We start from the raw sequence: 20,069 nt of genomic DNA on the forward strand, positions 1-20,069 counted from the left end.
ACGAGGCCACCCCGTACGGGGTCAGACCTTCGTCGCGCCGTGGTCGAGCGTCAGTTGCGTACCGGTCACCACCCGCGCGTCGTCGCTGGCCAGGTAGACGACTCCGGCCGCGATGTCCGAGGGCTGCGAGATCGGCGGGTCGAAGAGCAGCTGCCCCATGGACGCGGCGTACGACGGGTTGTCGGCGAACACCTTCGCCCCGTCGGCCCCCATCTCGCCCATCGCGGTCGCCACGCCCCACGGGTGGATCGTGTTGACCCGGATCCGGTACGGCGCGAGCTCCGCGGCGGCGGACTTCGCGAGCCCCACGACACCGTGCTTCGCGGCGCTGTAATGCGCCTGCCCGGGCAGCGACTTGATGCCGGCGACCGAGCTCGTGATGATGATCGACCCGCCGTTCCCGGCCGCGATCATCGGCGGGATCGAGGCCCGCAGCGTGTGGAACACGCCGGTGAGGTTGATGTCGATCATGTCGCGCCAGCGGTCGAGGTCCATCTCCCAGAGCCGTCCCCAGGTGACGATCCCCGCGTTCGCCACGACGACGTCGAGCCGCCCGAGCTCGGCCACACCCCGGGCGACCAGGTCCTCGAGCGCGCCGGCGTCGCGGACGTCGGCGATGCCGGACACCACCCGCCGGTCGAGCGCCTCGACCTGCCGGACGGTCTCGGCGAGGTCCTCCGGGGTGGCGGCCGGGTAGTCGGTGCGGGTCGGAGCGGCACACACGTCGGTGACGACGACGTCGGCCCCCTCGGCGGCCAGCGCGAGCGCCTCGGCCCGCCCTTGGCCCCGCGCGGCCCCGGTGACGAACGCGACCTTGCCGGCCAGGCGGCTCATACCGTCACCCCCAGGCCTTCGCCGCCCACGTCTTCGGGAAAGACGATGGCGACGCGGGCGAGCGTGCCGCCGTCCGTCGCCGGAACGCACACCCCGGACATGTACTGCGATTCGTCCGACGCGAGGAACAGCGCCAGGTTCGCGTTGTCGCGCAGCACCGGGGGGCGGTCGAGGCGCAGCGGCATCGCGGCGGCGTCCTTGTCCCAGGCCCGCAGCTCCTCGTAGGAGCGGCCGAGCACCTCGGCATCGGGCGCCAGCGCGAGGTTCGCGGACATGCCGTGCGTCGGGCAGAGCGCGTTGACCCGGATGCCGAACCGGCCCAGCTCCAGCGAGAGCACCTTCACCAGGCCGTTCACGCCGTGCTTGGACGCGGTGTAGCTGATGAAGTGCGGGTACGCCGCGAACGACGACGCCGAGCTGGTGACGACGACGTTGCCGCCGCCCTGGGCCTTGAACACCGGGACGGCGGCCTTGGCGGCGAGGAAGACGCCGGTGAGGTTCGTCGCCTGGACGGCGTTCCAGTTCTCCAGCGTGAGGTCCTCGAACGCGACCGTGCCGAAGCCGACCTCGCCGATGCCCGCGTTGGCGAACAGGACGTCCAGCCGGCCCCAGGTGCCGGTCGCGAGCGCGACCGCGGCCACCATGTCGGTCTCGATCCGCACGTCGGCCCGGAGCGGGACGGCCTGGCCGCCGGCCGCGCCCACCTCGGCGGCGACCTTCTCCGCGCGGGCCTCGATCAGGTCGGTGACGACGACCCGGGCGCCTTCGGCCGCGAACAGGAGCGCGGACTCGCGTCCCAGCCCGGAGCCGGCGCCGGTGATGACGACAACTTTGTCTCGTAAACGCATACCCGCACGGTAGCGCAGTTGTGTCAGATTCTGACAGCATGACGGAATCTGACATTCAAGTAGGGTGACGAGCGTGGAGACGCTGACCGAACGACGGCGGCAGGCCACGCTGCTGGAGCTCTCCGACGTCGCGGCCGAGCTTTTCGTCCGGCGTGGCTTCGCCGCCACCACCGTGCAGGACATCGCGGACGCCGCCGGGGTGTCCGCGCGTACGTTCCATCGCTACTTCCCGTCCAAGGCCGACGCGCTGGGCCCCACGATGCGTGCCGGGCTGCTGTACTACGTGGCCCAGGTGGCGGCGCTACCCGTCGGGAGCCCGCTGGTCGAGGGGCTGTGCGACGCGCTGGAGCGGGTGCTCGCCGAGCCCAGGACCCCGCTCGACAACGACGTCACCCGGCTGACGGTCACGACGCCGGAGCTGACGCCGGTGTGGCTGCGCGCCCACGAGGAGTGCGCGATCGCGCTCGGGCCGGCCCTCGCACCCCACCTCGAGCCGGGCGCCGACGAGGTCGTCGTGCGTTACGCCGGCGCGAGCGTCGTCACCGCCAACCGGCTGGCGGTCGAATCCTGGGTCGCCCACGGCGGCGAGCCGCGGCCCTACCTGGAACGGTGCCTCCGCCTGCTCACCCGCGGGGTACTGCCGGAGTGAGAGCTGCCGCTCAGTCCTCGGCGCGGCGGTCGGACGCCAGGTAGCTCGCCGTCGCGGTGAGCGCGGAGACCGTGAGCACGGACGGCCAGCCGCCGATCCGCTTGGCCAGCGGGTGCGAGAGGCCGAACGCCCCGACGTAGGTCGCGACCAGCGCCCCGGTGATCGCCGGGCTGGTCCGCCGGGCCCACTCCCGGCCCGCCAGCGCGCCACCCACCACGAGGACGACCCCGCCGAGGGGCCGGACCCCGGTTCGGCGGGCGACCTGCCAGCCACCGATGAGAGAACCTGCCGTGATCGCCGCCGTCGGAATACGCATGGAAACGACCGTACCCGTCCTCTATCCATCGATAGAGGACCGGTTCGGCCTCGTGGAGGACGAGTGACCGGGCCGGGCGTCCCTAGGGTCGTTGGCGTTCCCCCTCCGTCTCGAAGGACACCGATGACCAGCAAGGCCACCTACCTTTTCTCCCGTGCGATCGAGGCGCTGCTCCTCGTGATCGGCCTGGTGACGATCGCCGCCGAGGACACGATCCTCTGGATCTCCCTCTGGGACTGCGTCGCGGTCTTCTACCTGGCCACCCGCATGTACCGGTTACGGCGCAGCAACCGCCGCGGGGACGACGTCTGGCTCTCCCGCAGCCTCGGCGGACGCATCGGCCTGGCCTTCACCGTGCTCACCAGCATCATCGGCATCGGCACCGGCATCACCATCGCGACCAGCGGCGATGGTGAAGCCAAGTGGCTGGCGTCGGCCGTCGGGCTGCCGTGCGTGATCCTCGCCTGGGCGATCCTGCACTTCGGCTACGCCGAGCGGTACGCGAAGACGTTCTTCGGCGCCGACCCGGCCAACCCGCCGCTGACGTTCCCGAACATCGACAAGCCCACCTACGTCGAGTTCGCCTACTTCTCGTTCACGATCGGCACCACGTTCTCGGTGTCCGACGTCGAGACCCGCACCAGCCCGATCCGCCTGCAGGTGCTCTCCCACAGCGTCCTGTCGTTCATCTACAACACCGCGACGATCGGTATCGCGGTCAGCGTCATCACCGGCTAGGCCGGTGGCTCGACCAGCACCGACGGGTGCAGGTCACCGGCCCGCAGCACCCGGCGGGCGAACGGCGGGGGATCCCAGAGGGACACCCGCACGTCACGCCGGGCGGCCGTCTCGGCCACGGTGTTCAGACACTGCAGACCGGCGGCGCCGAAGAACGACAGGTGCCGCAACACCAGCACCAGCGCGTCGCCGGTCCGCTCACGGCAAGCACCGAGAAGTTGTTCGGTGAGCCAGGGGGCGGTACGAGCGTCGATCTCGCCCTCGAGCACGAACACCATGCAGCGGTACTGCGAGCTCAGCCGAGCCCGCAAGGTACCGGTGGGGTCGCTGACCGCCCGTTCGGCGGCCGGGATCGGGAATGTACGCCAGTTGGAGTACACCACGAATCCCCCGGGTTCTGTCACGCGCCGAGTCCGTACCAGGACTGACTGTGCTCAGCGTACTTTGACACTCGTTCACGTGCTGTCCCGTGAGTTTGGCGTCGTCGGCCGCGGGACCCGCCCGGTGATCGTGAGCCGGCTTCCTCACGTCGAACTCGGTTGACCGCCCGGCCACCCTGAGGGGTATGGACTCCACGACTCGGACGAACCGGCGGGCCTGGGAGGCGGCGTCCGAGAAGTACGTCCGGGAGCACGACGAGTGGCTCGCGGTGGCCGCCGACGGTTCCTCGCTGCACGACTTCGAGCGGGCCCTGCTGCGCGACGTGCTCGCCGGCGCGCCGGACGTCGTCCACCTGCAGAGCGGTAACGGCACCGACGACGTGGCGCTGGTGAACGCGGGGGCGGCCTCGGTGGTGGGGGTGGACTTCAGCGAGGTCGCCGCGCGGGCCGCGCAGCGGCGCGCCGACCAACTCGGGGTCGCGTGCCGGTACGTCGTCGGCGTGCTCCCGGGCGCTCCGCTCGCCGACGCCGGCGCGGACCTCGTCTACACCGGCAAAGGCGCGCTGATCTGGATGCCGGACCTGCGCGCGTGGGCGGCCGACGTCGCCCGCCTGCTCCGGCCGGGCGGCCACCTGTTCGTCTACGACGAGCACCCGGCGTTCTCGGTCTGGACCTGGGACGAGGACGAACCACGCGTCCGGCCGGACCGCAGCTACTTCGCGGCGAGCCACGCCGACGACACGTTCCCGGCCAACGGCGCGGTCCAGTTCCAGCACACACTGGGGGAGACCGTGACCGCGATCGTGTCCGCGGGGCTGCGGATCCGGCACCTGGAGGAGTACGCGGAGCCGTTCTGGCGCATGGGCGGGGTGGACGCCGCCTCCTGGGGCGGCCGCCTGCCGAACTCGTTCTCGCTGCTGGCGCAGATGGCACGCTAGGGGGCGATGAGACTTCTCGCCCCGGCCGGTGCCGCCTGCGTCTGCGTGTCCCTCGTGCTCTTCGGGGTGCTGCACCTGGTGCCGCCATCGGCCGAACTGGACTGGTCGCGCCGCACGATCAGCCAGTACGCGTTGCTGCCCAACGGCTGGCTGTTCGACGCCGCGACCCTGCTGCTGGCCGCCGGGTCCCTGGCGGTGGTGGCGGCGCTGCACCGCGCCGGCCTCCTGACCCGCGGCGCCGGCGTCGCACTGCTGCTCTGGGTGGTCGGGCTGGTCGGGGTGGTCTGGTTCGAGAAGCACGACTGGTCCGTCGGCCCCTCGGTCGACGGCGACATCCACCGGGTCGCGAGCCTGCTCGCGTTCCTGAGCCTGCCGGCCGGCGCGCTGCTGGCCGCGGCGCCCCGCCTGCGGCACTCCGACGCCGCCCGTCTGGTCGCGGTGGGCGGCGCCGTGTCGTTCCTCTGCTTCACGCCGATCCTGTGGGCGCTGGTGTCCGAGCCGTGGACCGGCGTGCGCTGGTGGCGGGCGATCCCGCTCGGCGGGGTGGAGCGCCTGCTCGGGCTGGCCGAGGTGGCGACCGTGCTGCTGCTGGCCGGGTGGGCGGCCCGCTCAGCGCCCTCCCGCGCGGATCTCGGGTGACCGGGCCGCGAGGGTCAGCCGGGCCTCGTCACCGGCCGGGGTGATCGCGAGGCGGCCTCCGTCGCGGGTTCGACGGGGGAAACCGAACCTCGGTGGAGATCAAGCCCTCGGCAGGCGGATCGCCGCCCGGGTGCCCTGGGGCCGGTTGGGCATGAGCCGGATCGTCCCGCGGTGCGCCTGGACGATCGCGCGGCTGAGCGCGAGACCGAGGCCGGCGCCCGGCAGTTGCTGCTCCCGGCTGAGCACCGTGCGGTAGAACGGGCTCAGCACCTCGACACCCTCGTCGTCCGGGATGCCGACGCCGGTGTCGGCGACGACCAGGTCCACCGCTCCGGTCGCCGAACCGGCGGTCGAGACCGTCACGGTGCCCCGCGGGCTGTGCGTCACCGCGTTGCGCAGCAGGTGGTCGAGCACCTGGCGGATCCGCTCGCCGTCCCCGTCCACGTGCAGCCCCGGCTCCAGCTCGGCCCGCAGGGCGACGCCGGCCTCGTCGGCGTCCGCCCGGGTGTCGGCCAGCGCGGCCTCGACGATCGTGGCCAGCTCCAGGCGCTCCCACACCAGCTCGGCGTGGCCGGAGTCGAGCGCGGCGAGGTCGAGCAACTCGTCGATGATGTGGCGCAGCCGGCTGGTGTTGCGGTCGATGACCCCGAGCAGCCGGACGTTCTCGGCGTCCATGCCGGGCGTCTCGACCAGCAACTCGGTGTAGCTGGCGATCGACGTCAGCGGTGTGCGCAGCTCGTGGCCGACCAGGAACAGGTACTCGTCCTTGCTCCGGGCCAGCGCGAGTTCGGCGTCCTCGGCCCGGCGGCGCTGCAGGAACTGCGCGACCTGTCCGGCGATGCCGGTGAGCAGGATCGTGACCGCGCTCTCGGCGTCCCGGACGACGTCGGTGAAGAAGCACAGGGCGCCGAGCGCGCTCCCGCTGAACGGCACCGGCACCGCCACCCCGCTGCGGATGGTCGCGCCGTCGATGCCGTTCAGGTCGCGCACCCAGACGACCTCGTTGAGCTCCCAGGCCGATCCCGCGAGGCCGGCGCCCCGGGCGAGCTGGGGCGGCACCGGCAGGCCCGGGCGGTCACCGTCGCGGTAGGTGGCCACCGGGCGCAGGGCGTCGGTGTCGTCGTCGGCCAGCCACAGCTCTCCGGCCGACCAGCCGAGCGACGAGCAGACCGCACGCAGGACGGTCGGGCCGGCCTGTTCGATGCCCAGCGCCTCGGCCAGCGCGTGGCCGACCGCCCGCTCGGTGTCCAGGAAGCGCGCCGCGTCCAGCGGCCCCTGCCGGCGGCCGACCTCGGCTTCGGTCGCGAGGTCACGCAGCAGCGCCGTGCAGAGTTTCGCCGAGGTCTCGATGCCGGTCAGCTCCCGGGGCTCCCAGTGGCGGGGGCGGTAGTCCATCGCCGCGCACACGCCGACGGTCTCGCCGTCCCCGTCGGCGATCGGGTAGCCGGCGTAGGCCCGGCCGCCGTGGTCGAAGATCGGGGAGCTCGGCGGTACCCGGCCGTCCCGGCCCACGTCGTCGACGACGATCGGGCTCCGGCGGGCGAGCACCAGCCCGGCGACGGTCTCCGACACCGGGATCCCCTGGAGGACCTGCCATCCGTCGCGCAGCCCCCAGGCGCCGACCATCCGGAGCCGCTCACCGTCGGCGAGGTAGACCAGGCCGGCGGCGGCGCCGGCGGCCATCGCGGTCAGCACGGCGACGTGGTGCGCGGTCGAGCCGAGGGCTTCGGAGGCGCTGGGGTCGAACGTTCGCAGCCGGGTTCCTCGGACGACCGGGCCGGTCCCCACGGCCGAGTCTTCACGCATCATCGTGGGTTTCCTCCGACCCCGCACACCACTGACCTCAATCGGACATAATAGCCATAAACTCGTATAAAGGACTAGAGTCCGAGTCGCTACAGTGTCGGGATGGCTGAGCCCGTCAAAGGTCCCGCGTCGTACTTCCCGTCGATCGAGAAGAAGTACGGCCGGCCGATCAGCGAGTGGCAGGACCTGATCCGTGCCTCGCCGCTGACCAAGCACATGGAGCTGGTGAACTGGCTGAAGGCCGAGCACGGCCTGGGGCACGGTCACGCGAACGCGCTCGTCGCGCACGTGCTGGCGGATCGCCGGTGATCGACCACGCCGTCGCGCTCGCCGAACAGGACCGGCGGTTCGCCGACACGCTGCGGGGCGCCGACCTCACCGCCCCGGTGCCGACGTGCCCGGGCTGGTCGCTGACCCAGCTGCTCCGCCACCTCGGGCGCGGGCACCGCTGGGCTGCGCAGATCGTCCGGGAGCGCCGGGACGAACCGATCGACCCACGCGCCGTGGAGGGCGGCAAACCGCCGGCCGACGACGACGGGGCACTGGAGTGGGTCGCCGGTGGCGGCTCGATCCTGCTCGACGCGGTGGCCCCCGATCCGGACGTCCTCGTCTGGACCGCGGTGGGGCCGCGGCCGGCGTCGTGGTGGATCCGCCGCCGGCTGCACGAGTCGACGGTGCACCGCGCGGACGCCGCGATCGCGATCGGCGCGCCCTACACGCTGGCGCCCGAGCTGGCCGCGGACGGCGTCACCGAGTGGGTGGAGCTGCTCGTCGCCGGCGGGCGGAGCCCCCTCGCCGACGGCGAGAGCCTGCACCTGCACGCGACCGACGCCGACGCCGAGTGGACGCTGCGCGGTACCGCGTCGGGGCTGTCGTTCGAGCCCGCGCACGCGAAGGCCACGGTCGCGCTCCGCGGTCCGGCCACCGACCTCCTGCTGGCGATCACCCGCCGCCGCGACGTGGGTTCCACGGTGGAGCTGTTCGGCGCCGAGCCGGTCTGGCGTTCCTGGCTGGACCGCACGCCCTTCTAGCGCCGGTCCGCTACGGTCCGGTGATGGTCGTCGGCGTCGCGCTGTTCGCGCTGGGCATCCTGCTCTCCCTGGTCCTGCACGAGGCCGGTCATCTCGGTGCCGCCCGCATGTTCGGCATGAAGGTCACGCGGTTCTTCGTCGGGTACGGGCGGACGCTCGGGTCGTTCCGCCGGGGCGGGATCGAGTACGGCGTCAAGGCGATCCCCGCCGGGGCGTTCGTGTCGATCGTCGGCATGGTCAGGCAGTTCGACGAGTCCGACGACGATCCGCGCGCGATGTGGCGGTTCCCGCTGTGGAAGCGCACGGTCGTGATGACCGCGGGGGTGGCCGCGAACGTCGCGTTCGGAACCGTCCTGATCTGGGGCATGTTCGCGTTCACGCCGCTGCCCGACGCGGACCGGCTGCAGAGCGAACCGGTGCGCGTGGCCACGGTGTCCGACCGGAGCGCCGCCGCGCGGCTGGGCCTGCGGCCCGGTGACGTCGTCACGACGCTCGACGGGCGGGTGATCCGCGGCTGGGATTCGTTCACGCGCGCGGTCCGCGCCTCCGGCGGGCGGACGCTGGAGATCGGCTACCGGCGCGACGGCCGGCCCCGCACCGGGTCGGCGGCGATCCCGCTCGTGGACGGCGCCGGGCAGCTCGGCGTCACCGCGGACGTGCCGCGCAGCGCCGCCGGGCCGGTGGACGCGATCGCGCTGACCGGCACGCAGACCGCGACGATGGTCACCGGGGCGTTCGCCGCGCTGGTGCACCTGCCCGAGCGGGTGCCCGCGGTGTGGAACTCGCTGACCGGCGACGAGCGTGACCCGGAGGCTCCGGTGAGCATGGTGGGCGCGAGCCATCTCGGGGGCCAGCTGGCCGACCGGGGCGAGTGGCCGTCGTTCGTGCTGCTGCTGGCCGGCCTGAACTTCTTCCTGGCGGCGTTCAACCTGGTGCCGCTGCTGCCGCTGGACGGCGGGCACGTCTCGGTCTGGTGGTTCGAGCGGGGGCGCTCCTGGCTCTACGCCCGCCTCCGCCGCCCCGACCCGGGCCAGGTCGACTACCTCAGGCTGGCCCCGATCACCTACGTGGCCATCCTGATCTTCGCCGCCTTCAGCCTGCTCACGGTCGCCGCCGACGTCGTGAACCCGGTCCTGCTCTGAGGCGCAGGCCTCAGTCGGACATCATCTCGCCGTCGAGGTAGTCGCGGGCGCCCTCGCAGACCTGCCGGAACGAGCAGCTGACGGTCCAGTAGGAGCCGAACACCAGGCCTCGATCCTTCTTCGCGGTGCTCGAGAGCTTCGCGAAGGCCTGCTCGGCGTCCTTGCGGGCCGCGCTCGCGCTGTCGAACGTCGAGATGACCGCGTCGCCACCGCCGCCGGTCTGGCACTTCACCCGCTCCTGCGCCGGCGCGACGCCCTGCGTGACCGGAGTCGTCTGCATGCAGTTCAGGCCTTTGCGGGCCAGCTCGGCGGCGCTGCGTCTCTTGCCGTTGTCGGCGGCGGAGGCGCCCGCGTCACCGCTGGTCGCGAAGAAGACCGCGGCGCCGGCGACGACGAGCACGACGAGTACTGCGAGGCCGACCCAGAGTGGCGCCAAGCGTCTGCGCGTCGCAGAAGGACCGGATGACAACATCGACATCATGGCCGGGCAGCCTAAACGCTGTTCGCCGCCTCCCGCGAGGGCCGAACGGCCTGTTCAGAGACTCTTAGGGTCCGCTTCGGGATGATAAATCCGAAACAATTTTCTGCCGGTCTTATATGGACAAACTGGGCGTATATCGAGCAGTCGCTCTCGGTTGTGCCTGATGGACCGGAGTAACACGAATGCCTTCAAAATGCCATAATCCCGCTATGTAGGCCTTAACTACCAGGGGGAATCATGAAGATCTCTACGCGGTGTGTCGTCGGCGGAGTGCTGGCCGGCGTCGCGGTCGCGGCGGCGGTTCCGAGTGCCGCGGTCGCCGGGACGTACACGACCTACCGCGACCTCGCGACCGGCTTCTGCCTCGACAGCAACGGGGAGGGCCGCGCGTACACGCTCGGGTGCAACGGCGGCAGCTTCCAGAAGTGGGTGCTGGGCTCCGCCGACGGCGGCGTCACGCTGCGGAACCTCGCGACCGGCTTCTGCCTGGACAGCAACACCGAGGGGCGGGTGTACACGCTCGGCTGCAACGGCGGGAACTACCAGGTGTGGACCCGGACCCGGCACGGCAGCCAGGTGACGCTGCGCAACCTCGCGACCGGCTTCTGTCTCGACAGCAACACCGAGGGACGGGCGTACACGCTGGGCTGCAACGGGGGCAGCTACCAGCGCTGGACCCCGGCCACCGGCCGGTACTGACGCGGCCGCCCACCCCGGGAGCAGCCCTCGCCGCCGGCTGCTCCCGGCGCGTTCCGGGCTCGGCGCGTCGACCCGCTTCGCGGTCAGCCGGTCCGGCGGCGGACGCATCGAGCCGGCCGCCGGGGCCGAGGCCAGGCGGTCAGGAATCAAGAAGCATCCGGTCGGGCCGGACGCCTAGCGTTCCAGGCACACCGACCACGAGGAGCACACCATGGCGACCACCCCGACCGACGGATTCACCGCCGAGGAGCGCGCGGCGATGAAGGAGCGCACCGCCGAGCTGCGCGCCGAGGGCCGCAAGGGCGCGAAGAAGGCCGACGGTCTGCAGGCCGTGCTCGACCGCGTCGAGACGATGGCGCCCGGCGACCGCGCGCTCGCGGAGCGGGTGCACGTGGTGGTCACCGCCACCGCACCCCAGCTCACGCCGAAGACCTGGTACGGCATGCCCGCGTACGCCAACGAGGACGGCAAGATCGTGCTGTTCTTCCAGGACGCGGGCAAGTTCAACTACCGCTACGCGACGCTGGGCTTCCAGGACCCGGCGAACCTCGACGACGGCGACCTCTGGCCCACGTCGTACGCGCTGCGGGCCTGGACTCCGGTGGTCGAGAAGCAGGTCGTCGAGCTGGTTCAGCGCGCGGTGACGCGATAGATCGCGTCGGCTTTGTCGTCGCTGACGTAGAGCGCGTCGTCGGGGCCCCGCACGGCCATCACCGGGCGGCCCCACCGCGACCCGTCGGGCAGCTGGAAGCCGGTCAGCAGGGTCTGCTGGGCGCCGAGCGTCCCGCCGCGCCAGGCGAAGAACGACACCTCCGGCGCCCGGGGCGGCGTGCGGTTCCACGAGCCGTGCAGGCCGAGCAGAGCACCCGGCCCGAGATCTCCCACCTCCGGCGCGAAGCTCAGGCCGAGCGGCGCGGAGTGCGCACCGACGCCCTGTTCGACGGGTGGGAGCGACGCGCAGTCGAGCTTCGCGCCGTCCGGGTTGGTCTGGACGTCCCGGACGAACGGCCGGCGCGTGTAGCCGGGGCCCGGTTCCGGGTTGCAGTAGGGCCACCCCAGGTCACGGCCCCGGGTGAGCCGGGCGAGCGGCTCGAACGGGTGGTCGTTGACGTACTCCTGGAGCACCGCGCCGAGGTCGGAGCGGCCGTCGCCGTCGAGGTCCCGGTCGTGCGGGTACGCGACCTGGTCCCGGCTGTTGACCGCGGTCCACACCGCGCCGTCGGGGGCGATCGCCAGGCCGGTGCCGTTGCGGACACCACGGGCGAAGACCGTCGGCCGTCCACCGGGCACGGCCCGGAGGATCGTGGCGCGCTCCGGGTGGGCGCTCCGGTCGGCGGCGGAGATGTTGCCGGTCGAGCCGACCGACACGTACAGCGCTCCGCCCGGACCGGCCGCGACGCTCTTCAGCTCGTGCGAGTACTGGCCCCGCAGCTCGGGGCTCCGGTCGTCGGGCAGGTCGTCGACGACCACCCGCTTGCCGGTGAGCGCCCCCGCCCGGTAGGTGAAGGCGTCGACCTGGTCGCTCTCGGCGACGTAGAGCGTCGAGCCGGCGAACGCGAGGCCGTGCGGCTTGTTCAGGCCGCTGACCAGGGTGCGCCGGGTGGGTGCCGAGCGTCCGGGCGTGAGCGCGACGACGTCGCCGAACTCGGGCCGGGACACCAGCAGGCGGCGGTCCGGGGTCCAGGCCAGCAGGCGGGCGCTCGGCACCCGGGCCCACACGGTCACGGTCCAGCCGGGCGGCGCCTGGAGCCGCCGGACCCGGTCGAACGGCGCCGAGGCGGTGCCGGGGAGCGTCCGCACGATCGTCGGGGTGAGCGCACCGGATGTCTCGACGCGGGGTGACTCAGCGTCGGGGACGGCTGCGACGAAAGCGAGCCCGGCAGCTACCACCACGCGTCCGACCGAGGTGATCATTTACACCATTTAACCGCTTTGTCCGACGTTAAACGCCACGCTCTCCCACCCGGGTGAGGATCTCCGCGCCCTCCTCGGTGATCGCGATCGTGTGCTCGCTGTGCGCGGTGCGGCACCCGGTCACGCTGCGCAGCGTCCAGCCGTCGTCGTCGGTGACGAGCTTGTCGGTGTCGGCCATGACCCACGGCTCCAGCGCCAGCAGCAGCCCGGGGCGCAGTTTGTACCCACGACCGGCCCGGCCCGTGTTCGAGATGTGTGGATCCTGGTGCATCGTCGAGCCGACGCCGTGCCCGCCGAACTCGGTGTTGATCGAGTAGCCGGCCGCGTTCAGGACGGCGCCGATCGCGGCCGAGAGGTCACCGATGCGGGCGCCCGGCCGGGCCGCGGCGATGCCCGCGCTCAGCGCGCGCTCGGTCGCGTCGATGAGCGCCAGGTCCTCCGGGGCGCGCTTCTCGCCGACGACGAAGCTGATCGCGGAGTCGGTGACGATCCCGCCGAGGTTGACGGCGAGGTCGAGGGTCAGCAGGTCGCCGTCGGCCAGCGTGTAGTCGTGCGGCTTGCCGTGCAGCACGGCGTCGTTGACCGACGTGCAGATGTAGTGGCCGAACGGCCCGCGCCCGAACGACGGCTCGTAGTCGACGTAGCAGGACTCCGCGCCGGCCCCGGTGATCATGTCCTGGGTCCACCGGTCGATGTCCAGGAGATTCGTGCCGACCTCGCTCCGGCTCCGCATCGTCTGCAGGATGTTCGCGACGAGGGCGCCCGCGGCCCGGGCCCGGGGCAGGTCGGTGAGGTTCAGGATCTCGATCATGCGACGCCTAACTCGTGCTACCAATAACTATCCCGGCCATAGTATCCCGGTATTAGAATCGGCAGCATGGTCAGGCTGCCACTCACGCCCGAAGAGGTCGAACGCGGTCAGCGCCTCGGCGCTCTCCTGCGCACCGCGCGGGGGGAGCGGTCGATGCTGCACACCGCGCTGGACGCGGGGGTGTCGCCGGAGACCCTGCGCAAGATCGAGTCGGGCCGGGTGGCCACCCCCGCGTTCCCGACGATCGCCGCGATCGCGGACGTGCTCGGGCTCTCGCTCGACGCGGTCTGGTCGGAGATCAACCGGGCCGGCCGCGAACAGCTAGCGTCCTAGGGCCACCACGCCCCGGGCCGACCCGCCGCCCGCGGTGCGCCAGGGTACGGACACCTCACCGGGCTGCGGCGGCGCCTCGGACGTCGTCAGCAGGCGGTGGATCTCGACGTCCGTGACCGCCGGCCGGAGCCCGACGCGCACGGTCGGGTCGACGGTGTCGCTCTCCGACTGGGCCTGGGGCTGCACCTCCCCGCGGACCAGCGCGGCCAGCTCCGCCCGCAGCACCGGGTCGGTGAACCCGTCGTACGCGTACCGCGTGCCGAGCACGCCGTGCTCCATCGTCCCGATCAGCGCACCGTCGGCCGGCGCCGCCCGGTAGGTCATCGGCACGAGGTACGCGTCCACGTCCGGGCTCGCGGCGTCGACGACCACCATGACCTCGATACCGACCTCGCCGGCCGGGTCGTCGAGCCGGAACCCGCCGGCCTTGGTGAGCCCCGGCGTACCGGAGCCGCGGTACCAGGGCTGCCGGGGGAGCCACTCGGAGAGCAACTCGAGCTTCGACGGGACCAATGTGGTGTTGTGCACGATCGCCATCTGCCTAGTGTGGCCGCGTGACTCTTCTGGTGATCGGCGGGAGCGGATTCCTGGGCCGCGAGGTGGCCCGGCAGGCCGGCCGGAGCGTCACCACGCACTTCCGCGCGGGTGGGCCGGGCCGCCGGCTCGACGTCCGCGACCGCGCCGCGGTACTGCGCCTCGTCGAGGAACTGCGCCCCGACGTCGTCGTCAACACCGCCTACGTGCAGGCCGACTGGGTGACGACCGCGGAGGGCGCCATGCACGTGGCCGCCGCGGCGGCGGCCACCGGGGCGCGGCTGGTGCACGTCTCCACCGACCTGGTGTTCTCCGGCCGGGACGTCACCTACGACGAGACCAGCGTGCCCGACCCGGTCACCCCGTACGGCGCGGCCAAGGCGGCGGCCGAGACCGCGATCAAGGGCCTGGTGGCCGACGCGGTCGTCGCGCGCACCTCGCTGATCCTCGGCGACGGCGACTCCGGCCACGAGAAGTTCGTGCACGCGCTGGCCGCGGGCACGGCGAGCGGCGGTCTCTACACCGACACGGTCCGCTGCCCCGTGCACGTCACCGACCTGGCCGCGGCGCTGCTCGAGCTGGCCGGCTCGACGTACGCCGGAATCGCGCACGTGGCCGGCGCGGACGCGCTCAGCCGGCACGAGCTCGGGATGCTGATCGCCCGGCGCGACGGCCTCGACGAGGCGGCGCTCCCGACCGCACGGCAGGGGAGCGGTCCGCTCGACGTCCGCCTGGACGGCACCCGCACCCAGGCCCGCCTACGCACCCGTCTCCGCGGCGCCCGCGAGTTCCTGGCGCGCTAGGACCGCCTCGACGCCGGACGCCCGGCCCTCGGAGTACGCGGCCGCGAACTCCGGGCCGCCCAGCGCCGATTCGGCGCGGCCGGTGAGCGAACGGACCTGCGGGTCGGTGCGGTCGGGCGCGCCACGCAGCCGGGCGGCCACGCCGAGCAGCACGGCCGAATCGCGGTGCTGCCCGCGTCGCGCGGCGAGCTCGGCCGCGGTCACCGTCACCGACGCCAGGAGCGGCAGTTCCCGGGTGGCCAACGCGGCTGCGACGGCGTCCCGCAGCGCGCGCTCCGCACCGGTCCGGTCGTCCCGCGCCAAGGCGAGCGCCGCCGCTGCTCTCAGCTCCAGCGCGCGGGTCGTGCCGGTGACCGGGGGGCGGTCGGCGAGCAGTTCGCGGGCCCGGTCGAGGTCCAGGAGCAAGGCTGCCTCATGCGCGTCGAGCAGCGCCACAGCCGGTGCCGGGGCGTGTTCCCTGGCCGCGCGGATCAGCGCCGCCGCGCGGTCGGCGTCGCCCCGGCGCCGGTACAGGTCGCTCTCCAGCAGATCGCGGTGGATCTGGTCGCCGACGCTGAGCCCCCCGAACTCGTCCGCGATCGCGCGGGCCTCGCGGAGGTCGGCGAGCGCGCCGTCGAGGTCGTCGTAGCGTCGTGACCGGGCGCGCAGCAGCAGCACCGCGGCGCGCGACCACCGGTCGCCGGAGCGCCGGAAGCACTCCAGCGACGCGTCGACGTGCACGAGCATCTCGTCGAGTGCGCCCGCGTTCTCGGCGAGCTCGGCCAGGAACAGGTGGGCCAGGCCGGCCGGCCATCCGTCGTCGCCGGCCAGGCGTTGGAAGCTCGCGAGCGCGGCCGGCTCGTCGTGCAGGAACAGCATGATCGGACCGATCACGCGGTAGTGGCCGGGCAGGTCCGGGTCGCCCGACAGCCGGCCGGCCAGCTCCGGCATCTCGGCCCGGTCGTCCGCGGTGAGTCCGGAATGGACGTCGGCCCGGTGGAACAGGTACACGGCTCGCGCGCGGTCGCGTCCGGGACTCGGCCCGCCTCCGGGCACCGCCAGCGCCTCGCCCAGCCAGTGGACGGCGTCGGAGTGCCGGCCGGACATCTGCCAGTACCAGGTCAGGTGGAGCGCGAGCTCGATCGCCCCGGCCGAGTCGCCGGCGGCGCAGAGGTGACGCAGGGCCGCGAGCACGTTGTCGTACTCGGCTCCGACCAGCCGCAGCGCCGCGAGCTGGTCCGGCCCGCGCAGCAGCGCGTCCTGGCGGGCCATCAGCGCGGTGTAGTACGCGGCGGCGCGGCCGGAGACCACACCGAGCTCTCCGGCGGCACGCAGGCGTCCGGTGCCGTACTCGCGGATGGTCTCGAGCATGCGGTAGCGGCCGGTCTCCGGTACCAGCTGCAGCAACGACCGGTCGACGAGCGTCGGCAGGAGCGCGGGTCCTGCGCCCACCGCCGCGGCCGAGGCCGGCGTGACGCCGCCGGGCAGGATCGAGACGCGCTCGGCCGCGGTGCGCTCGTGCTCGTCGAGCAGGTCCCAGCTCCAGGCGATGACCGCGCTCAACGTGCGGTGCCGGGGCGGCGCGGTGCGGCTTCCGGTGGCGAGCAGGCCGAACCGGTCGGACAGCCCGGCGGCCAGGTCGGCCAGCGACACCGTGCGCAGGCGGGCGGCGGCCAGCTCGAGGGCCAGCGGGAGCCCGTCCAGCGCCCGCACCACACGCACGACATCGGGCCGCGTCACCTCGTCGACCCGGAAGCCGGGGCGTACCGCGGCGGCCCGCTCGGCGAAGAGCCGCACCGCAGCCGTGGCCAGGGCCGGGCCGGGGCGGTCGTCCGGGGACGGCAGCGCGAGCGGGCCGAGCGGCACCAGCATCTCGCCGTCGACCGTGAGCGGCTCGCGACTGGTGGCCAGCACGCGCAGGTCGGGGCAGCGCACCAGCAGCGCGGCGACGAGGTGCGCCGCGGCGTCGATCACGTGCTCGCAGTTGTCGACGAGCAGCAGCGTCCCGGGTGCCCCGAGCTCACCGACGAGGGCGTCCAGCTCGTCGTCCGCGGAACGCCTCCGGCCGACGCGCACCCCGAGCCCGGCGAGCACGGCGGCCGTGAGCTCGGCCGGCTCGGTCACCGCGGAGAGGTCGGCGAACCGGACGCCGTCGGCGGGGTGCCGGCGGGCGGCCTCCAGCGCGAGCCGGGTCTTGCCGGCGCCGCCGGGCCCCAGCACGGTGACCAGCCGCCCGCGGCCGAGCAGGTCACCGATGCGGACGAGGTCGTCGTCGCGGCCGATGAAGCTGGTCGTCGACGCGGGCAGGGTCCGGCGCGGCCGTTGCTCGCGGACGTCGAGCAGGCGGGCGTGGCGTTCACGCAGCGCCGCGCCCGGGTCGGTGCCCAGCGCGTCGACCAGGTGGGTACGCAGTCGTTCGTAGACGGTGAGCGCCTCGGCTCGGCGGCCCTGCGCGGCGAGCGCGTCGATGAGCAGCGCGCCGGCCTGTTCGTGGGCCGGACGCTCGGCCAGCAGCCCGGTCAGCCGGGCGGCGGCCTCCTCGGGCCGGCCCAGGGCGATCTCGACGTCGGCCAGGTCGGTGACGACGTCGATCGACAGGTGCGCCAGCCGGGTCGCCACCGCGGGCGCCGCCGCGGCGACGACCGCGGGCTCGGCGCCGGGACGGTCGTTCCAGAGCGTGACGGCCTCGGCGAGCGCGGCCCGGGCGGCGACGGGGTCCCCGGCTCGCAGGTGGGCCCGGCCGGCGGCGGCGGAGAGCTCGAAACGCAGGGCGTCCACCTCGATCGGGCCGCCTTCGATCGGGCCGCCGGTCTCGGCTCGGTCGGCGGCCAGGCGGTAGCCGGCCGGGGTCACCGTGATCGGGGTGCGGAGTGCCCGGCGTAACCGCGAGACGAGGTTCTGCAGCGCGGCGGCGGCACCGGACGGGGGCTCCTCGCCCCAGACCGCGTCGATCAGGGTGTCCGGTGGGACCGCGTGACCACCGGCCAGCGCCAGCCGGACGAGCAGACTCCGCAGCCGGGCGCCGGCGACCGGCACGACGTCGGCGCCGCGGGACACCCGGAACGCGCCGAGCAGCGTGATGCGGAGCGGGGGCACGCTTTGATCTTCGCGCACCGCGGCCGGGCGCCGGTCGTTCCCGGCGCCCGGCGACACGCTCGGCTCAGATCGGGGACACGAACCCCGTCGCGACCGTGCCCCCACCGCCGAGGCGGGTGATGTCGCGCCACCGGGTGTCGGTGACCTGGTCGCGCAGGTTGCCTTCGACCGTGCGCACCTGGCGTACGCGCCCGTCCTGGCCGTACCGGACACCGACCACGATTCCGACGTGCCTGCTCGCCGGGTAGTTGCCGTAGACGACCGCGTCGCCGAGCGCGGCCCGGCGCGCGGCGATCGGCTTCCAGCGTCCGTTCCGGCGGCCCCAGTCCTGCCAGTACGTCGCCCAGTGGCCCTGCGCGACGCCGAGGCCGGACATGTTGGGCCGCAGCGTCACACCACCCTGGCGCCAGCTCCAGTTCGCGAAGATCCCGCACCATGCGGCCGGTCGCAGCACCGCGCTACTGGTCTTGTACCGGATCGGATACAGGTTCGTGCCCTGCTCGCGCTGGCCGATCTGACTCACGGCCGCCTGAGCGATCCGCTGCCGGATGTCGTCACCGGGCGCTTGGGCCCGCGCCGCACTCGCGGCCGTCATGACGGACAGGCCGACGAGCACCGCGGTGAGCAGTGCGGAGAAGCGTGTACTTCGGCTGGTGGGCCGCATCGTTGTTCCCCCCTCGATCGAATCCGGGGCGCGATGACCGAGCCCCGACCGGGGGACTATCACCTGGGAGGAGTACGCACGCAATCCTTCATGGACAAAGCGGGCACGGGCGCTGGGAACTGCGCGATCGCCGTGTCCGGCCCGCCGTGGAGCGCGGTCAGTTCGTGTTGATCCGCAGGCCGGCTTCGGCGACGCCGCCGGACACGAGCAGCGTCAGAGCAGCAAAGGCCGCGGCGATCACCCACCGCAGGACAACCCTGCGCATGATGTGGCCTCCTCGCCGTCGGTCGACGGTCGTCCGTTTCTCTGAACGGTAGGCGGTCGCACCGACCGGCGCCACGGCTTCTGCCCTATCGCCGATCCGGCGGCTTGAGCGTGATCACGGGTCGGCCTACGACCACGGCCGTGTCCTCAAATACTCTGCTCGGCCGCGAAGTAGGGCTCGGCGGCCTCCAATCGGGGCACCGGCACGCCCAGGCGTCGCGCCTCGGCCAGGGTGTCGCGGCACACCGCGCGCAGTTCCTCCGGATTGGCGTGCGCCTCCATCACCGTCCGCATCGGCGGGACGTGACCGAAGACCCAGCTGAGTACCGGCGCGGCCAGCCGGACCGGCACGGTGAACAGCAGCACTTCGCTGCGATGCCGGCGCAGGTCGACGCCGCGTGCCTCGGCGAGGGGCAGTAGTTCGCGGGTGGCGAGGATCGCCTCGCGGACGTGGCGTGGTTTCCCGGCCAGTTCGGCGAGGGAGCCCAGTTTCAGACTCTGCGTGTGCAGGCCCGCGTTCTGGATGAAGTGGATCGTCAACCAGCCGCGGAAGTCGTCGTTCTCCTGGATTCTGAACCCGGCCCGGCGGAACGCCGTGCGCACGGCTTGTGCCCGCTCGCTCGGCGGTCCGCCGAGGGTGCCGAAGAAGACCACGGGCAGTAGGGCGGCCCGCAGTACGCCGTCGTCGCCGAAGCCGCCACCGGCGCCGGGAAAACCCCAGGTCACCTGGTCGGCGGGCAGGGCGCCGACCGCGGCCGACGGCTCGACCCACAGGTTGTTGAAGACGAGCACGGTTGCCTTGCCGACGCGCGGCGCCAGGAACGACATCGCCTCGGCGAAGCTGTAGTGCTGCACGCTCACCACGATCAGATCGAAGTCGTGGTCCGGCTCCAGCGATTCGCGGTAACGCACCGGCCACGTCTCGGCGACGCGTCGGCCGCGGAGCCGGCGCCGCGTGTCGATCAGTTCGAGGTCGACGGTCGGTCCGTACGTCGCGGCTCGACCGGGACGGACGTAGAACTCGACGTCGTGCCCGGCCCGCTCCAACGCCCACCCGTATGCCACGGCGATGACGCCCCGGCCGAACATCAGGATCTTCACACGCGCACCTCACGGCTCTGGTCGACCGGTCGCCGCCGACGAGGTCGCCTATAATTGGAGATCGTCTCC

23 protein-coding genes are annotated in these 20,069 nt (G+C 73.0%); 11 read left to right on the forward strand and 12 right to left on the reverse strand.

Annotated features, from left to right (window positions below; translation table 11 throughout):
* Positions 1 to 21: 21 nt before the first annotated feature.
* Both CRYAR_RS14610 and CRYAR_RS14615 read right to left on the reverse strand, forming a co-directional pair.
* Positions 22 to 834: a mycofactocin-coupled SDR family oxidoreductase gene (locus tag CRYAR_RS14610; RefSeq protein ID WP_035851301.1), complete on the reverse strand. Its 813-nt coding sequence runs from the start codon at positions 832 to 834 to the stop codon at positions 22 to 24.
* Positions 831 to 1,682, reverse strand: coding sequence for an SDR family NAD(P)-dependent oxidoreductase (locus CRYAR_RS14615; protein ID WP_035851303.1), 852 nt, complete (start codon positions 1,680 to 1,682; stop codon positions 831 to 833). The genes CRYAR_RS14610 and CRYAR_RS14615 overlap by 4 nt, the downstream gene beginning before the upstream one ends.
* A 73-nt stretch (positions 1,683 to 1,755) precedes the next feature.
* On the opposite strand from CRYAR_RS14615, the gene CRYAR_RS14620 reads away from it, so the two are divergent.
* On the forward strand, positions 1,756 to 2,331 hold the full coding sequence (locus CRYAR_RS14620; protein WP_169745029.1) for a TetR family transcriptional regulator: 576 nt from the start codon (positions 1,756 to 1,758) through the stop codon (positions 2,329 to 2,331).
* 10 nt (positions 2,332 to 2,341) lie between these two features.
* Here the strand turns inward: CRYAR_RS14620 and CRYAR_RS14625 are convergent, their stop codons facing one another.
* Entirely contained in the window at positions 2,342 to 2,647 is a 306-nt protein-coding gene (locus tag CRYAR_RS14625) for a hypothetical protein (protein ID WP_035851305.1), read from the reverse strand.
* Positions 2,648 to 2,770: 123 nt separating this feature from the next.
* Between CRYAR_RS14625 and CRYAR_RS14630 the strand changes: the two genes are divergently transcribed.
* Complete coding sequence (locus CRYAR_RS14630; RefSeq protein ID WP_035851307.1) at positions 2,771 to 3,385, forward strand: DUF1345 domain-containing protein; 615 nt, start codon at positions 2,771 to 2,773, stop codon at positions 3,383 to 3,385.
* Here the strand turns inward: CRYAR_RS14630 and CRYAR_RS14635 are convergent.
* On the reverse strand, positions 3,382 to 3,789 hold the full coding sequence (locus CRYAR_RS14635) for an STAS domain-containing protein (RefSeq protein WP_157017673.1): 408 nt from the start codon (positions 3,787 to 3,789) through the stop codon (positions 3,382 to 3,384). The two genes, CRYAR_RS14630 and CRYAR_RS14635, sit on opposite strands and share 4 nt — an antisense overlap.
* A gap of 161 nt (positions 3,790 to 3,950) precedes the next feature.
* Between CRYAR_RS14635 and CRYAR_RS14640 the strand changes: the two genes are divergently transcribed.
* Together CRYAR_RS14640 and CRYAR_RS14645 are read left to right on the forward strand one after the other, a co-directional pair.
* Entirely contained in the window at positions 3,951 to 4,703 is a 753-nt protein-coding gene (locus CRYAR_RS14640) for a class I SAM-dependent methyltransferase (protein WP_035851310.1), read from the forward strand.
* Positions 4,704 to 4,709: 6 nt separating this feature from the next.
* Positions 4,710 to 5,342: a DUF998 domain-containing protein gene (locus tag CRYAR_RS14645; protein WP_063725713.1), complete on the forward strand. Its 633-nt coding sequence runs from the start codon at positions 4,710 to 4,712 to the stop codon at positions 5,340 to 5,342.
* A gap of 99 nt (positions 5,343 to 5,441) precedes the next feature.
* Here the strand turns inward: CRYAR_RS14645 and CRYAR_RS43055 are convergent, their stop codons facing one another.
* Complete coding sequence (locus tag CRYAR_RS43055; protein WP_051570214.1) at positions 5,442 to 7,151, reverse strand: sensor histidine kinase; 1,710 nt, start codon at positions 7,149 to 7,151, stop codon at positions 5,442 to 5,444.
* A gap of 99 nt (positions 7,152 to 7,250) precedes the next feature.
* Here CRYAR_RS43055 and CRYAR_RS14655 point away from each other — a divergent pair, with 99 nt between their 5' ends.
* Genes CRYAR_RS14655 through CRYAR_RS14665 form a run of 3 tightly spaced genes read left to right on the forward strand, consistent with a single transcriptional unit; the run spans position 7,251 to position 9,321 of the window.
* Complete coding sequence (locus CRYAR_RS14655; RefSeq protein ID WP_035851312.1) at positions 7,251 to 7,457, forward strand: DUF4287 domain-containing protein; 207 nt, start codon at positions 7,251 to 7,253, stop codon at positions 7,455 to 7,457.
* A complete protein-coding gene (locus tag CRYAR_RS14660) occupies positions 7,457 to 8,179 on the forward strand; it encodes a maleylpyruvate isomerase family mycothiol-dependent enzyme (RefSeq protein ID WP_035862515.1) in 723 nt (240 codons plus the stop codon). Before CRYAR_RS14655 ends, CRYAR_RS14660 begins: the two co-directional genes overlap by 1 nt.
* 23 nt (positions 8,180 to 8,202) lie before the next feature.
* Entirely contained in the window at positions 8,203 to 9,321 is a 1,119-nt protein-coding gene (locus CRYAR_RS14665) for a M50 family metallopeptidase (protein ID WP_035851314.1), read from the forward strand.
* A gap of 10 nt (positions 9,322 to 9,331) precedes the next feature.
* Here CRYAR_RS14665 and CRYAR_RS14670 read toward each other — a convergent pair whose 3' ends face one another.
* A complete protein-coding gene (locus CRYAR_RS14670; protein ID WP_035851316.1) occupies positions 9,332 to 9,757 on the reverse strand; it encodes a hypothetical protein in 426 nt (141 codons plus the stop codon).
* A gap of 282 nt (positions 9,758 to 10,039) precedes the next feature.
* On the opposite strand from CRYAR_RS14670, the gene CRYAR_RS14675 reads away from it, so the two are divergent.
* Positions 10,040 to 10,501, forward strand: a complete 462-nt coding sequence (locus CRYAR_RS14675; protein WP_051570216.1) for an RICIN domain-containing protein — start codon at positions 10,040 to 10,042, stop codon at positions 10,499 to 10,501.
* 211 nt (positions 10,502 to 10,712) lie between these two features.
* Positions 10,713 to 11,153, forward strand: a complete 441-nt coding sequence (locus tag CRYAR_RS14680) for an iron chaperone (RefSeq protein WP_035851317.1) — start codon at positions 10,713 to 10,715, stop codon at positions 11,151 to 11,153.
* Here the strand turns inward: CRYAR_RS14680 and CRYAR_RS14685 are convergent.
* Both CRYAR_RS14685 and map read right to left on the reverse strand, forming a co-directional pair.
* Complete coding sequence (locus CRYAR_RS14685; protein ID WP_035851319.1) at positions 11,132 to 12,415, reverse strand: PQQ-dependent sugar dehydrogenase; 1,284 nt, start codon at positions 12,413 to 12,415, stop codon at positions 11,132 to 11,134. The genes CRYAR_RS14680 and CRYAR_RS14685 overlap by 22 nt on opposite strands.
* Before the next feature lie 28 nt (positions 12,416 to 12,443).
* Entirely contained in the window at positions 12,444 to 13,226 is a 783-nt protein-coding gene (map, locus tag CRYAR_RS14690) for a type I methionyl aminopeptidase (protein WP_035851321.1), read from the reverse strand.
* 66 nt (positions 13,227 to 13,292) lie between these two features.
* Between map and CRYAR_RS14695 the strand changes: the two genes are divergently transcribed.
* On the forward strand, positions 13,293 to 13,559 hold the full coding sequence (locus CRYAR_RS14695) for a helix-turn-helix domain-containing protein (protein WP_035851323.1): 267 nt from the start codon (positions 13,293 to 13,295) through the stop codon (positions 13,557 to 13,559).
* On the opposite strand, the gene CRYAR_RS14700 is transcribed toward CRYAR_RS14695, so the two are convergent.
* Positions 13,548 to 14,096 carry a maltokinase N-terminal cap-like domain-containing protein gene (locus CRYAR_RS14700; RefSeq protein ID WP_035851325.1) on the reverse strand — a complete coding sequence of 183 codons (549 nt, stop codon included), beginning with the start codon at positions 14,094 to 14,096 and terminating at the stop codon, positions 13,548 to 13,550. The genes CRYAR_RS14695 and CRYAR_RS14700 overlap by 12 nt on opposite strands.
* Positions 14,097 to 14,113: 17 nt before the next feature.
* On the opposite strand from CRYAR_RS14700, the gene CRYAR_RS14705 reads away from it, so the two are divergent.
* A complete protein-coding gene (locus CRYAR_RS14705) occupies positions 14,114 to 14,896 on the forward strand; it encodes an SDR family oxidoreductase (protein WP_035851327.1) in 783 nt (260 codons plus the stop codon).
* On the opposite strand, the gene CRYAR_RS14710 is transcribed toward CRYAR_RS14705, so the two are convergent.
* The 3 genes from CRYAR_RS14710 to CRYAR_RS14725 all read right to left on the reverse strand — a co-directional run bounded on the left by CRYAR_RS14710 (position 14,852) and on the right by CRYAR_RS14725 (position 20,000).
* On the reverse strand, positions 14,852 to 17,971 hold the full coding sequence (locus CRYAR_RS14710; protein WP_035862535.1) for an AfsR/SARP family transcriptional regulator: 3,120 nt from the start codon (positions 17,969 to 17,971) through the stop codon (positions 14,852 to 14,854). The genes CRYAR_RS14705 and CRYAR_RS14710 overlap by 45 nt on opposite strands.
* 64 nt (positions 17,972 to 18,035) lie before the next feature.
* Complete coding sequence (locus tag CRYAR_RS14715; RefSeq protein WP_035851329.1) at positions 18,036 to 18,635, reverse strand: CHAP domain-containing protein; 600 nt, start codon at positions 18,633 to 18,635, stop codon at positions 18,036 to 18,038.
* A gap of 411 nt (positions 18,636 to 19,046) precedes the next feature.
* A complete protein-coding gene (locus CRYAR_RS14725; protein WP_035851333.1) occupies positions 19,047 to 20,000 on the reverse strand; it encodes a ketopantoate reductase family protein in 954 nt (317 codons plus the stop codon).
* Between the last annotated feature and the right edge of the window lie 69 nt (positions 20,001 to 20,069).

This window comes from Cryptosporangium arvum DSM 44712 (assembly GCF_000585375.1).
GTDB classification, from domain to species: domain Bacteria; phylum Actinomycetota; class Actinomycetes; order Mycobacteriales; family Cryptosporangiaceae; genus Cryptosporangium; species Cryptosporangium arvum.

Coding starts and splice junctions, on each gene's coding strand:
- CRYAR_RS14655 (WP_035851312.1), top strand. CDS start 7,251: ATGGCTGAGCCCGTCAAAGGTCCCGCGTCGTACTTCCCGTCGATCGAG.
- CRYAR_RS14695 (WP_035851323.1), top strand. CDS start 13,293: ATGGTCAGGCTGCCACTCACGCCCGAAGAGGTCGAACGCGGTCAGCGC.
- CRYAR_RS14665 (WP_035851314.1), top strand. CDS start 8,203: ATGGTCGTCGGCGTCGCGCTGTTCGCGCTGGGCATCCTGCTCTCCCTG.
- CRYAR_RS14640 (WP_035851310.1), top strand. CDS start 3,951: ATGGACTCCACGACTCGGACGAACCGGCGGGCCTGGGAGGCGGCGTCC.
- CRYAR_RS14685 (WP_035851319.1), bottom strand. CDS start 12,415: ATGATCACCTCGGTCGGACGCGTGGTGGTAGCTGCCGGGCTCGCTTTC.
- CRYAR_RS14625 (WP_035851305.1), bottom strand. CDS start 2,647: ATGCGTATTCCGACGGCGGCGATCACGGCAGGTTCTCTCATCGGTGGC.
- CRYAR_RS14630 (WP_035851307.1), top strand. CDS start 2,771: ATGACCAGCAAGGCCACCTACCTTTTCTCCCGTGCGATCGAGGCGCTG.
- CRYAR_RS14680 (WP_035851317.1), top strand. CDS start 10,713: ATGGCGACCACCCCGACCGACGGATTCACCGCCGAGGAGCGCGCGGCG.
- CRYAR_RS14645 (WP_063725713.1), top strand. CDS start 4,710: ATGAGACTTCTCGCCCCGGCCGGTGCCGCCTGCGTCTGCGTGTCCCTC.
- CRYAR_RS14715 (WP_035851329.1), bottom strand. CDS start 18,635: ATGCGGCCCACCAGCCGAAGTACACGCTTCTCCGCACTGCTCACCGCG.
- CRYAR_RS14700 (WP_035851325.1), bottom strand. CDS start 14,096: ATGGCGATCGTGCACAACACCACATTGGTCCCGTCGAAGCTCGAGTTG.
- map (WP_035851321.1), bottom strand. CDS start 13,226: ATGATCGAGATCCTGAACCTCACCGACCTGCCCCGGGCCCGGGCCGCG.
- CRYAR_RS14675 (WP_051570216.1), top strand. CDS start 10,040: ATGAAGATCTCTACGCGGTGTGTCGTCGGCGGAGTGCTGGCCGGCGTC.
- CRYAR_RS14615 (WP_035851303.1), bottom strand. CDS start 1,682: ATGCGTTTACGAGACAAAGTTGTCGTCATCACCGGCGCCGGCTCCGGG.
- CRYAR_RS43055 (WP_051570214.1), bottom strand. CDS start 7,151: ATGATGCGTGAAGACTCGGCCGTGGGGACCGGCCCGGTCGTCCGAGGA.
- CRYAR_RS14610 (WP_035851301.1), bottom strand. CDS start 834: ATGAGCCGCCTGGCCGGCAAGGTCGCGTTCGTCACCGGGGCCGCGCGG.